Source organism: Limnohabitans sp. 15K, from assembly GCF_002778285.1.
GTDB lineage: Bacteria > Pseudomonadota > Gammaproteobacteria > Burkholderiales > Burkholderiaceae_C > Limnohabitans_A.
Genome location: NZ_NESM01000002.1, coordinates 398,240 through 410,231, shown reverse-complemented (window position 1 = coordinate 410,231; position 11,992 = coordinate 398,240). Strand labels below are relative to the sequence as shown.

10 protein-coding genes are annotated in these 11,992 nt (G+C 54.6%); 4 read left to right on the top strand and 6 right to left on the bottom strand.

Going from position 1 to position 11,992, the window contains the following annotated elements:
• Positions 1-3 precede the first annotated feature (3 nt).
• Positions 4-393, top strand: coding sequence for a response regulator (locus B9Z40_RS10815; protein ID WP_100173353.1), 390 nt, complete (start codon positions 4-6; stop codon positions 391-393).
• A 103-nt stretch (positions 394-496) separates the two neighbouring features.
• On the opposite strand, the gene B9Z40_RS10810 is transcribed toward B9Z40_RS10815, so the two are convergent.
• On the bottom strand, positions 497-2,344 hold the full coding sequence (locus B9Z40_RS10810) for a methyl-accepting chemotaxis protein (RefSeq protein WP_100173352.1): 1,848 nt from the start codon (positions 2,342-2,344) through the stop codon (positions 497-499).
• A 218-nt stretch (positions 2,345-2,562) separates the two neighbouring features.
• Positions 2,563-4,506, bottom strand: a complete 1,944-nt coding sequence (locus B9Z40_RS10800) for a methyl-accepting chemotaxis protein (RefSeq protein ID WP_100173456.1) — start codon at positions 4,504-4,506, stop codon at positions 2,563-2,565.
• 341 nt (positions 4,507-4,847) lie between these two features.
• On the opposite strand from B9Z40_RS10800, the gene B9Z40_RS10795 reads away from it, so the two are divergent.
• The 3 genes from B9Z40_RS10795 to B9Z40_RS10785 are packed head-to-tail and all read left to right on the top strand — an operon-like array spanning position 4,848 to position 6,566.
• Positions 4,848-5,348 carry a Crp/Fnr family transcriptional regulator gene (locus tag B9Z40_RS10795; protein ID WP_100173350.1) on the top strand — a complete coding sequence of 167 codons (501 nt, stop codon included), beginning with the start codon at positions 4,848-4,850 and terminating at the stop codon, positions 5,346-5,348.
• Complete coding sequence (locus B9Z40_RS10790; RefSeq protein ID WP_100118856.1) at positions 5,345-5,698, top strand: cyclic nucleotide-binding domain-containing protein; 354 nt, start codon at positions 5,345-5,347, stop codon at positions 5,696-5,698. The genes B9Z40_RS10795 and B9Z40_RS10790 overlap by 4 nt, the downstream gene beginning before the upstream one ends.
• Before the next feature lies 1 nt (position 5,699).
• Complete coding sequence (locus B9Z40_RS10785) at positions 5,700-6,566, top strand: hypothetical protein (RefSeq protein WP_100173349.1); 867 nt, start codon at positions 5,700-5,702, stop codon at positions 6,564-6,566.
• 29 nt (positions 6,567-6,595) lie between these two features.
• Here B9Z40_RS10785 and fliD read toward each other — a convergent pair whose 3' ends face one another.
• From fliD to B9Z40_RS10765, 4 genes are all read right to left on the bottom strand, one after another.
• Positions 6,596-8,017, bottom strand: coding sequence for a flagellar filament capping protein FliD (gene fliD / locus B9Z40_RS10780; RefSeq protein ID WP_100173348.1), 1,422 nt, complete (start codon positions 8,015-8,017; stop codon positions 6,596-6,598).
• Positions 8,018-8,099: 82 nt separating this feature from the next.
• Complete coding sequence (flgL, locus tag B9Z40_RS10775; RefSeq protein WP_100173347.1) at positions 8,100-9,014, bottom strand: flagellar hook-associated protein FlgL; 915 nt, start codon at positions 9,012-9,014, stop codon at positions 8,100-8,102.
• Between the two features lie 11 nt (positions 9,015-9,025).
• Complete coding sequence (gene flgK, locus B9Z40_RS10770; protein ID WP_100173346.1) at positions 9,026-11,509, bottom strand: flagellar hook-associated protein FlgK; 2,484 nt, start codon at positions 11,507-11,509, stop codon at positions 9,026-9,028.
• Positions 11,506-11,988, bottom strand: a complete 483-nt coding sequence (locus tag B9Z40_RS10765) for a rod-binding protein (protein ID WP_100173345.1) — start codon at positions 11,986-11,988, stop codon at positions 11,506-11,508. The genes flgK and B9Z40_RS10765 overlap by 4 nt, the downstream gene beginning before the upstream one ends.
• Positions 11,989-11,992 lie beyond the last annotated feature (4 nt).

The following is an 11,992-nucleotide window of genomic DNA, read 5'->3' as shown; positions in this document are numbered from 1 at the left end:
TCCATGGCTGATAAACAAGCCACCATTTTGATGGTGGACGACGAAGAGCTGTTGTTAGCAGGTATCCAGGAAATGTTGGAGATGCAAGGCTATGTGGTCATCACAGCCCTTGACGGGCAACAGGCCATGGTCAGTTTGACCGAGCACGCCATTGATTTGGTCATCACCGATTTGGTGATGCCCAACATGGATGGGGTTGATTTTGTCCAAGAACTTCGCAAGATCCGCCCCGATATACCCGTCATCGTCGTGTCTGGCAGCACACACAACATCATGGAGCGGTACGGCATTGACAGCATTCAGTTGCCGGGTGCCGACGCCAGCCTGTCCAAGCCGTTCAAAGGCATGGATCTGATGGCTCAAATTCAGGAATTGCTGGCATTGCGCACTTGAGTGGCACGACGCGCAAGCATGAAAAAAGGCCCTGTAGTTCAGGGCCTTTTTTGTTGTTGGATCTTGTGTAGGGTAGGGCATGTACCCCCACAAATGTCCATCGTTAAGTTTCGAAGCGCTGCACTTCTCGGCGTGTGGCGTCGGCGATCTTGGACAACTCCACCACAGTCGCGGCGATCTCTTCGGATGCCGCAGCGTTGCTGCGTGCGATTTGGTCGAGGTTGTTCAGGTTAACGTTGATTTGTTCCACCGCAGAGCTTTGCTGCACCAGAGCAGAAGCGATGCGTTGGAGCATTTGGTCCGTGGCTTGGGTTTCGCGCTCGATGCCAGACATGTCTTGGCTCACGTCCATCACGGCCTTGACCGCGCTGTTGGCTTCTTCAACGGCTTGCCTGACCAGCACCGCAATTTCTTGTGAGCTCTCGGCGCTGTTCAGGGCCAACTTGCCCACCTCGTCGGCCACCACGGCAAAGCCTTTGCCGTGTTCGCCAGCGCGTGCAGCTTCGATGGCCGCGTTCAGTGACAACAGGTTGGTTTTGTTGGCGATCTTCTCAATAACTTCGGTGATCTTGTTGATTTTTTCCGAGTTGGCGGCGATGTTGTTGACCACTTTGACCATTTCGTCCATCTTCACCATGCTGCCGCGCACCAAGGTGAAGGATTGGCGGGATTTCTGGCTGGCAATTTCGGTGTTTTCAGAGACTTCGGTCACAGAAGTCACCGTCTGCCTAACAGCGATGGACACCTGACTGATGGCATCCGTCTGGTGACGCGCACCGTCAGAGATCTGGCCAATCGCATTCGAGGCTTCACCCGAGGCGGCTGCCACTTGGCGGGCGTTTTGGTGGATGGTGGTCATCGCCGCATGCAGTGCGTCCAAGGACTGGTTGATGTTGTCCTTGAGCTCGTTCAAGTCGCCCAGAGCTTGCGCTGAAACACGGCGTTGCAAATTGCCTTGTGCCAGACCTTGCATGACTTGGCGAATGTCTTGGAACACCGTTTGCTGCGCAGACATGCTTTGGTTGATATTTTGCTTGAGGGTGTTGAGTTCACCCTTGGCTTCTGCCGTCACGCGCTTGGCAAAGTCGCCCTGAGCCACGCCTTGCATGACTTGGGTGATGTCTTGGAACACCGCCTGCTGAACGTGGATGCTTTGGTTGATGTTCTCTTTGAGCGCGCCCAAATCGCCACGCGCCTCGACGGTGACGCGGCGGTCCAAGTGGCCTTGGGCGACAGCCGTCATCACGCCAATGATGTCTTTCAGAGCGGACTGTAAAGAGGTCTGCATCAAAGACACTTTGTGCAGCAAAGGAAACTCTGCGCCATCGACGGCTGGGCCGCGGGCCGAAAAATCACCATCGCTGATTTGGCTGGACAGCTCAGCAACCAAGGCAGCTTCCAAAGCTTCGCGCTTCAAAATGGTGGCCATGAAAATCAGCACAGCGGCTTCGAACACGACGTAGCCCGCATGGATGGCAATCACGGTCAGGTGCACTTGTCCGGGCAAGAGGGTGATGCCACCCGAGTTGACAGATTGCAGGTAACCAAAACCCACATGGTGCACTGCGATCAAACCCGCGGCTGCCACGATGGGACGCCAGTCGCGGTAATAAAGCAGGAAGGCCAGCAAAGTGAAGATGCCAAAGTGGCTTTCGATCATGCCTTGGGTTTGCTGGATCGTGAGCGCGCTGAACACCATCAAGGCAAAAGCGATGGCCAAGCGAGACGCCAGTGAGCCAGGCGCCATGCGGTAGATGGCTGCAGGCACCAGCAATGCAGGAAGGCCGACCAAAAGGCTCAAAGAAAGACTGTCAGTCGCCCAGCCCACCCCGAAGCACGCCGCCAGTAAAAAGACCATCATGCTCAGCATGATGCGGTCCGCCGCAGCACGTTGCGTCTGGAGGATTTGATCTGCGTAAGCAGAAACGGATTCGCCCGGTTTTAAATTCATATCAAGTTACTTTGCAAATGCTGGCCATGAAGGCGGGATCGTTCATCAAGTACCAAGCCAGGGTGCCAAAACTGTAGACCAGCCAGGCACCCAGCAACAGCCAAACCCATGAGGAGGCTGCGGTAGAAAGAGGAGAGGAGCGGTTCAAAAAATGGGCCCCCTTGCAAAAGCGCAGGGCCGGTTCCAAGAGAAAATAAAAAAGGAGTCTTAGCCTTTTTTTAAACGCTGAAACGCCCCAAGTCTTGACGGGTTTGTTCAGCCAGTTTGGACAACTCGATGACCGTAGCGGTGATCTCTTCGGAGGCCGCGGCGTTGCTGACGGCAATTCGGTCCAAACTGCCCAGGTTAGAGTTGATTTCTTCCACGGCGGCGGACTGTTCTTCCAGTGCCGAGGAGATGCGTTGCAGCATTTGGTCGGTTTCTTGCGAGCCTTGCTCGATCATGGACATGTCGCGGTTGACTTCTTGCACGACTTGCACAGCCTGCGCGGTCTCGGCCACAGCTTGTTGCACCAGGCGTGCAATTTCTTGAGAGCTTTCGGCGCTGCTGGCGGCCAGTTTGCCCACTTCTTCAGCCACCACCGAGAAGCCTTTGCCATGCTCGCCTGCGCGTGCGGCTTCGATGGCCGCGTTCAGAGAAAGCAGGTTGGTTTTGTTGGCGATTTTTTCAATCACTTCGGTGATCTTGTTGATCTTGTCTGAGTGCACCGAGATGTTGTTCACCACTTGAACCATTTGGGTCATTTTGCCCATGCCGGTTTGCATGATGGCCATGGAGTCGCGGGACTTTTGGCTGGCAATGGCAGTGTTGCGGGACACATCGGTCACGGATTCGGCGGTGTGCCGGATCGCCAAGGCCACTTGGCTGATGGCGTGGGTTTGGTTTTGTGCGCCGTCAGAAATCTGACCGATGGCGGTGCTGGTTTGGTTGGCCGCAGCAGCCACTTGGCGTGTGCTGTTGTGCACGGCGCTCAGGGCTTGACCGAGTGCATCCAAGGAGCTGTTGATGTTGGTCTTCAAACGTTGCAGATCGCCCGTGGCCTCGGTGTGCACGCGTTGGGTCAGGTCGCCAGAAGCTACGGAGGCCATGACCGAATCGACATCGCCGATCATGCGGTGCAGCGACTGCAAGGCTGTGCCCGCTTGTGCCAGACTTTCGCGGAATTCGCCACGGCTGTTGCTGAAGTCGACGCCATGGTCGAACTGGCCATTCATCAAGGCTTTGGACAAGCCATTGAAACCGCTCATGGTTTCTTGGACTGTGTCCAAAGAGTTGTTGATGGCCCGCTTCATTTGACCCAAGTCACCTTGCAGGTCGCCTTCAATGCGCTGGTTGAGTTCACCATCTGCCAAATGTTGGACCACCTTGTTGACTTGCGCAATGGCGGTTTGTTGGGCTTGCAGCAAAGTGTTGAAAGCGCGTGCAGTGGTGCCCACTTCGTCGTTTTGAGCCACTTCAATGCGTGTGCTGTAGTCAAAGTTTTGCGACACATTTTGGGCCGCTTCTTGCATTTGACGAAGAGGACCGACCACCGAGCCCACAATGCGCAAGGCAAACAAAATGCCAGCCAAGGTGCCACCACCGAGCAACACGATGCTGATCAACTGTGAGTTTTCGTATTGCTCTCGAGACTGGGTGTACTCTGACTTGGCGACATCCAGTTGAACTTCGATCAGCTCAGAAAACTTGGTGCTGATGGGGTCGATCACAGGGTACAAGGTGTCGATGGTGAAGCGGGCAATCGCCTTCGAGTCTTCTTCTTCCAAAATGGTTTGCAACTGGTTGAGACTCGTTTCGGCTGCAGCCAACATGGGCTCGGTGCTGGCCACCAATACCTTTTCTTGCTCCACCAAATAGGTGGCTTTGTAAGCCGTCCAGTTTTTGTTGATGCCCTCGCGTGCATCTTTGAGGTTTTTGCGCGCCTCTGCCCACTCGATGTTGCCGTTACGAACCTTGTGTGTCATGTCCACGATGTTCACGGCATACAAATCAGCGATCACTTTCAGATCCCGCAGGGGGACCACCCGGTCTTCATAGACGGTTCTCAATCCGTTGACGGATTCCGACATGCCCTTGAGTCCTGTCAGTCCGACGATGATGGACACCAATGACAGAAGCCCGACCAAAAGGAAGAGGCGAATGTTGACGCTGAAGTGGTTCATGAGCAGATAAGAAACGGTGGTGGTGGTGACTGCACCAGGGAAGTGGTGATAGGGGTCGCGCGTCAAAACGCGTGAACATCATCATAACCACGATGTTGGCAAAATTATCGTTATTGTTTCATTTGTGGGTATAAATGCCCGAATCATTTAAGATTTGCTTGAATTTGTTAATTACTTTATATTCATGTAAAATGTTTCCTTTGTTATTGGACCCATGACACTTGATTTGAGCCTTGGAGGTTCATACCATCACCCTCAGGGCATTTCCTGGTCTTTGAAGTGTCGCTTGTGGGCTTTCATTCACTTTTTCAATTTTTCACGCCTCGTTGTCGGGGGATGCCATGAGCACTAGCAAATTCGTTGCAGCTTCCTTTTCCGTGAATATTGAGCATTTGCACGCTTTGGGTGTTCGGGACCCTTACTCTGAGCAAAGCTTGCAGCTCTACCACTCCGGAAAGCTCAATGCCAATGAGCGTTTGTATTTTTCCTTGTGGGGATCATCCGAACTGAGCACGTCCTTGATTCGCGCCAAAACCCGTTTCGCTCGCCAAGGAGAGCCGGTGAGCTCGGCCTACTTTGTGATCAAAGGGGCTGTGCTGGGTGTCAAAGGGGAAGATATTTACCGCTTGGGTCCAGGCAGCGTGATTGGATTGGCCGAAGGTGTTGGGGGCTTGCCCTACAACATGGACGCCATCGCGGTAGACGATGTGCAGGTTCGTGTCTTTCCGATTTATGTGATCTCCAAGCTGGTGAAAAACATGCCGCCAGGTTTGAAGGGTATTCTCAAGTCCACCGTCATGCGCACCATGCAGCTGACATCACCACCGCCATTGTTGCCATGAGCAGTACATTCGACGAAATCAAGCTCGAAGAGGGCCAAATTCTTTTCAAAGCGGGTGAACCCGCTGACAAGCTGTACTTTATTCAGTCGGGCACCATTCGGATGGCCGACAAAAACACTGGCGCTGTTTTTGCGACTTTGAAAGAAGGCGACTCATTTGGTGAGCAGGCCATGTTGCAGGGCGGAATCCGTGGCGCCACGGCCTTGGCGGGCGAAGGCACAGTTTTGCTCGAAATTACGGCAGAGGGCCTTCGGGGTTTGCTCAAAACGGCGTCGCCGATTTTAACGGCCGTTTTTGAAGCCATGATGCTGCAGCAGAACATGCAAAACGCTTTGCGTACGAAGGCTTGACATGGGTGAGGGGCCAGAGTTGGCGGTGCCGACCTTGCATGAATTGAGTTTGTCTTTGCGCAATTTGCGCAAGACTTGGCCCCAGGAATGGCCGGGCTTGCCCTTGGTGTTTGAACGTGCGTGTCAACAACTGGGTTTGGGCAGTACCCGCAAGGGCACCGTTGTGAGCCGATGGCTGGCGTTTGGGCGGGCCGTGTCTGAGCATGTAGAGCAAGACGGCATCCAGCGCCAAGCAGCAGGCTATGAGCCGGCGTATCACAACCGTTTGCACATTGCCGACACCTTGGTGTGCATGACTTATTTGCTCAAGACCTCGGCGGCTTTGAATGTGCCAGGTGCTCGCCAACCGGCGGTGATGGCGATGGCTTTGTGCATCATGGCGGGGCATGATTTTCTGCACCCGGGGGGCTCCAACGCCCAGCCTGGCGAATTTGAAGCGCGTGCGGTACAAGATTTACAGCCCTTGATGGCCGATGCTGGTTTGACCTTTGAAGACCGTCAAATTTTGGCGTACTGCATCATGGCCACCGATCCAACGCGGGTCAAGGGCGTTCACTTGCAAGTTCGCACCCGTCCCTATGACCTGCGCCAAGCCGATTGCTTGACCGTGTTGGTGCAAGAGGCGGACATCATGGCCAGCACTTTGCCCGAGACCTCTGCGGGCTTGACCCGGTCTTTGTCGATCGAATGGGCACCCAAGAAACCTGCTGCAGCCGAAGAATTGCTGCTGCCACAAAACCGTTTGTTGTTTTTGGAGCATGCAGCGCTGTTTTCCAGTCCGGCCGCGAGTTGCTTGGGTTTGGATGCGGTCAAGCTTCGGCAGACCAGACTCATTGTGCGTGGTCTGCAAAAGACTAACCGAAGCTGATTGGGCTTGTTGGTGCTGCTCTGCGCTGATCAATTTCCGTAAGACTTCATCATGCCTTCAAAGGTGCTTTTGAGCCCTTCGCGGGTGCTGTTGCTGTTGCCCACAATGCTTTCCATGACACTGAACTGGCTCATGTAACGGTTCATGAGTTTTGCCATGCGGTCCTCTAAAAGGACCAGTTCTTCTTTGTACTTGGTGATCTTGGCGGTAGCACTTTGGCTTTGGGTGTCAATCGAGCCAGTTGAAAGCAGCATCTTTTCGATTTTGTTGACCGCGTCGCCTGCCAGCCCCCCCGGTGCCGTGCTGTAAATGCTTTTGTTGTTGGTGCCCGCACTGAACAAGGTGGACACTTCGTTGAAGTTGTCTTGTAAGGCTGTATCGAGTTTGCTTTCGTCTAAATTGAGTTTGCCGTTACGGTCGATGCTCAGTCCCACGTTGCGGGCGGCCTTGATGTTAGTGCCAGGCGTGCTCGAGGTGTCGGTGATCATGGCGCGTACTTGGTTGCGCACTGTCTGTAACAAGCTTTCGCCAGCCAGTGAGCCGCCGAACTCTTCTACTTTGCTTTCTCGGTCTCCCAATACTTTGAGGGTTTCTTCAAAGTCGTTGTAAGCCTTGACCAAGCCCTTGATGTTGTCCTTGATGCTTGCCGTGTCACGATTGAGATCAACGCGGGCAGCGCCCGTGGTGGTCGCAAACAGATCAAGGGTCACGCCATCGATGACGTCGGTGATGGTGTTGCTGCTGCGTGACACCATCAATCCATTGATCTTAAGGCTGGCATCGGTCGCAGTTTGCAGGTTGTTCGTGAAGCTGACACCCGGCACGGCAGAGCCGTTGCTGTCTTTGCTGGTTAGGCTAAAGGCTTTGGTCGCCCCTGTCTCACCTGTGATGACCACGTTGTAGCCATTGCCTGTGTTGATGAGCTGTGCGGTCACGCCCAACTTGGCACCATTGATCGCACTGACCATGCCCGCAGGTGTGGGGTTGACAACAGAGATATCGCCTTTGTTTACGCCGCCCACCGTCAAGTTGAGAGAGAAAGCTGTGCCGGTGGTGGCTGGGCTGACGACGTTGAGAGGGGTGGCGCGGTCGGCAAAGTTGCTGCTGGCTGTCCGCTGCATGATCGCAGTTTGCAAGATTTCAATGTTGTAGCTGCCGGCCTCTGCCGAGCTGCTGGCAGCAATGCCCAAAGCGTTGGGCTGGGGATTGTTCGGTTTGATGGAGCCAAAGTCGCTCGCGTCGTTGAGTTTGCCAAACGCGGTTTTCAGCTCCGAAAGGGCGAACTTGACTGCGCCAAAGCCTGTGATTTTGGCTTCCGTTTGCTTGATCTTGGCGTCGATGCGTTCTTTTTTGGGCGTCTTATCTGCGTCCACCAAGCTTTGGGCCAAGCCTTTGACGTCGATGCCAGATCCGGCACCCAAGGTGTTGACAATGTTGCTGGTGGTGGCCATGTGGGGTGTCTCTGTTGGGGGCTGATCGGGTCTGATGAATGAATCGGCTCAAACTCCAGAAAATGGAGTCAGGCCCTCCGACTTAGCCACGGATATAGTCAAAAAGGCTGAGGCCTGATATTTTGGAAAAACTGCTCATGGCTGCTTCCAGCGCCATCTGTTCTTTGTTCATACGGGTCACCGCCTCCGCGTAATCCAAGTCCTCGATTTCCGATAAGGTAGATTTAAAACGCAAAGTTGTTTCGCTCAGCATGTCCAGCTGGGATTGCACCACGGTCTGGTCCGATCCATTTTGCGCCTGCGACAAGGTCAGGTTGTTGTGCATTTGGGTCAAGTCGGCGATACCTTGCTGAATCTTGGCTGTGTGGCTGCCGTTCACACCGTCAATCATTTGATCCAGGGAATCAAAAAATCCTACACTTTTGCCGTCTTGTCGAACAACGCGGCTGAAAACGTCGGTGCCTGCACGGGTAAATTGCACCGTGCGTTCCTCTCCTGCTGGAATTCGGGTTTGCGTTTGATCGCCTTGGTAACTGACTTTGCCATCCGTTCCTTGCGCAAAAGCTGGGGTGTTCACTCTGGTGCCGGAAAACAAATAATTGCCACTGTCGTCACGCGTGTTGCCCAAGCTGAGCAATTGGTCTCGAAGGGCTTTGAGTTCTACGGCGACGCCTTTGCGGTCATCGGGTGAGAGGGTGTCGTTGGCAGCTTGAATACCCAACTCTTTTATACGGATCAAGACATCACTGGATGCCGACAAGGCGGTCTCTTCAGCTGTGTAACGGCGCATGGCCACATCGAGCGTGCGCTGGTGGCTGTCTTGCCGTTGGACTTCACCCTTGAGGCGCTGAATGGCCGCCGCTTGGTCAGGTGCATCGCTTGGCGAAAGAATTTGTTTGGACTCGGCCATCTGGGCTTGTGTGGTAGCCAAACGGTTTTGAATCTTGCTCATGCGCTCGGTAGCACGGTCAAACAAAAAGGACGTGGATATTTTCATGGTGCCTCCGGTCAGCGGACTTGCAAGATGGAGTCAAACAAAGCCATCGCCACTTGCATGACTTTGGCGTTGGCTTGGTAAGCTTGTTGGAAACGGACCAAAGCTGAGGCTTCTTCGTCCAAGCTCACACCAGAGATCCCGTCGCGCGCCTCTTGGGCTTGCTGGTAAACCACGGTGAGTGCTTGTTCGGCAATGGCCGACTGCCGGGCCACACTGCCAACTTGGTTCACGCGCTCGATGTAAGTCTCTGTGATGGTCAGGCCGCCGGGCATGATGGCATCGTCTTCAAGCGCCACCATGCGCAGCATTGTTTCGTTGTTGCCAATGCCGTCTTTGTTGCCATCGATGTTGAAAACGTCACCCGCTTTGGGAGCGGTTGAAAATTCCAGACGCAAGCCCCGGTAAGTCAATGAAGGGATGGCGTTGGTGGGATTGCTTTCCAACTGACGCTCAGCTACCACCGTGTCCGTGCGGGTGTCCACAATTTTGTAACTGTTGTCCGATGTGAAAGTCACCTTCAGCGGTGAGGCTCGCAAGGTTTGCTTCATACTGCCTTCGATGCCACCAAATTGAGCACTCACCGATGCGGTGCTGGCAACGCCACTGCTGTCGGTCACAAAGACCAAAAGGTCATCGGTGGTGCCACCCTTGATCGAGATGCGGGTGTCAAAGCCCAGTTTGTTCAAGTCGGCAGGCGTGCCGTTCGGCCCGATGCCCAATCGAATGTCGTCTGTGGTGTTGCCGGCTGGGCGAGACAGTACCAGCTTCCCATCAAAGGCACTGGCTGTGACACCTGTGTTGGCCGTTTCGCTGTTGAGCCAGTTGACCACGGCGGTCAAATTATTGGCACTGGCCAAGGCGGGCATGGCCCGGCCATTGAGCGTCAAGGCACCAGCCTGGATCCCACCCACGGAAGGCACAAAGTTGTTGCTGGTCAGAACTGCAGCAGTTTTTTGGGGTGTCAGCAGTTCACGCGTGGCGGGGTTGAACTGTTGAACCAGGCCCACATCGGCCTTGGCCCCCATAAAAATGTCCATTTCCAAATAAGCCGCTGCGCCCGACGCATTGAGGTGGGTGGTGTTGTAAGTAGCGCCAGCTTCCATGCCATTGCTGCGTTTGAGCAACAGGGATTGCTGGTCTGCATTCAATTCACGTCCTAAAACATGGCGTCCGTCACGGGTCAGAACTTGGAATGTTTGGGTGGCGCTGGGGTTTTTGAGCGTCAAGGACAAATCTTGTGTGCCCACGGGCACCAAGCCCAAACTGGCAAAAGTTTGGCTTGCGCTGGTGCTGACCGTGGCTGAGCCGATTTGAGGAATTTGCCCCATCGACAAATCACCGAGCAAGGCCGTCGGACCGGCAAAATCGGGTGCGTTGTAAATGATGCGGGCTTGGGCTGTGCCGCTGTTCAAAGGGTTGTCGATGACCCTGAATTGACCTGCTGCAGCCACCCGGTTGGCGTCTTTGACAATCATTTGCATGCCTGCAGCTTGCAAGGGTTTGTCGGCACTGAAAGCAAACAAATCACCGCCCAAAAGCCCTTCTGCATCCACGCCTTCGCGGTGAATAGCGTTGATTTCACGGGTCATGACCTGGGCCAAATTGTCCAGGGAGTCGGAGGCCGGGTTCAGCACTTGCTCCCGAAAGGTCATCACACCGCCGATTTTTCCGCTGCTGATGCCCGGCATGGTTTCAGGCGTCCCGTAAGCATCGATGGCAAATTCGAGCTTGTTTTTGTCGATACCCGATTGCGACACGCTGATGGCGCGGGTTTTGGACTGCTGCACCAAAATACCTTGGTCCAGCGTATCGCCCACGCTGACCAGCACCGCACCGTTGGGCTCAAATTTGGTTTTGACCGCAATCAGGCCAGACAGTTCGCGCAGCAAACGGTCACGCTGGTCGAGCAGTTCAGACGGCTGGCTGTCCACGCTGCTGTGCTTGGACATTTGTTTGTTGAGCAAGCCCAGCTGTTGTGTCAGCGAGTTGATCTGGCCCACATCGGTGTCGACCGATTGGCGTGTTTCGTTGTCCAACAGTTCGAATTGATTGGCGAGTTGCTGGAAGCGGGAGGACAAACCTTCGGCATCGCGCAAAAATGTGCTGCGTGTGACCACCGAAGCAGGGTCGCTGGACAGGTCCCGGGACGCTTCAAAGAAGCGATTCATGGCCGTAGTCAGGCCAATGCTTTCGTCGCCCATCACGTCGATCAATCGGTTGACGTAAGACAGCAGAGGCTTTTGACTGGCCAAATCGCTGTTGCTGTTGCGCAGGTTGGACTCCACAAAAGCGTCGTACTGGCGCTGAACAGCGTCAAAGCTGGCACCCGTACCCAAATAGCTGTTGCCCAAGGGCCTAGGCTGGTTGGAAGTTAGGGAAACATCTTGGCGTGTGTAGCCGTCGGTGCTGACGTTGGCAATGTTGTTGGACACCGTGGCCAACGCACGCTGGTAGGCGGTGACACCTGAGCTGCCTATGCTGAGCAAGTCACTCATGGTTTAGCTCCCTGGGCTGCATTGTCCAGTTTGAAACCGTTGAAGCGTTCGAGTTGGTAACCTTTGACGACCTCAGGCTTGAGCGACATGGCTTCACGCGTCGGTGTCAGTGGCAAGGCCTTGGCTTCGGTCTTTGGCGCGTGCAGGCGCAAAGCGTCTTGGGTGCTCAGCTCTTGTGCCAGCAGCATTTGCTTTTCCAGCATATTGGCCACACCCAAGCCACCGCGTTTGACCATTTCCAGGGACATTTCTTTGTCCATCAGGTCTTGGTAGGTGTCCATGTTGCCGCCTTCAACCAGATCGCTTTTTTCGATCGACTCGCGCATGGTTTTCATCATCTGCTGAACGAAGTAAGCCTCAAACTGCTCTGACGTTTTGCGGATGGCCTTGGACGGGTCTTGCGCCGCCTCACCCTTCAGGCGCGTGAGGGCGTTGAAGTCCAGGTAGGTGCTGGCGGTGTTGGTGGACAAGTCGCTCATGAAT

Coding starts and splice junctions, on each gene's coding strand:
- B9Z40_RS10785 (WP_100173349.1), top strand. CDS start 5,700: ATGGGTGAGGGGCCAGAGTTGGCGGTGCCGACCTTGCATGAATTGAGT.
- B9Z40_RS10765 (WP_100173345.1), bottom strand. CDS start 11,988: ATGAGCGACTTGTCCACCAACACCGCCAGCACCTACCTGGACTTCAAC.
- B9Z40_RS10790 (WP_100118856.1), top strand. CDS start 5,345: ATGAGCAGTACATTCGACGAAATCAAGCTCGAAGAGGGCCAAATTCTT.
- B9Z40_RS10800 (WP_100173456.1), bottom strand. CDS start 4,506: ATGAACCACTTCAGCGTCAACATTCGCCTCTTCCTTTTGGTCGGGCTT.
- fliD (WP_100173348.1), bottom strand. CDS start 8,017: ATGGCCACCACCAGCAACATTGTCAACACCTTGGGTGCCGGATCTGGC.
- B9Z40_RS10795 (WP_100173350.1), top strand. CDS start 4,848: ATGAGCACTAGCAAATTCGTTGCAGCTTCCTTTTCCGTGAATATTGAG.
- flgL (WP_100173347.1), bottom strand. CDS start 9,014: ATGAAAATATCCACGTCCTTTTTGTTTGACCGTGCTACCGAGCGCATG.
- B9Z40_RS10810 (WP_100173352.1), bottom strand. CDS start 2,344: ATGAATTTAAAACCGGGCGAATCCGTTTCTGCTTACGCAGATCAAATC.
- flgK (WP_100173346.1), bottom strand. CDS start 11,509: ATGAGTGACTTGCTCAGCATAGGCAGCTCAGGTGTCACCGCCTACCAG.
- B9Z40_RS10815 (WP_100173353.1), top strand. CDS start 4: ATGGCTGATAAACAAGCCACCATTTTGATGGTGGACGACGAAGAGCTG.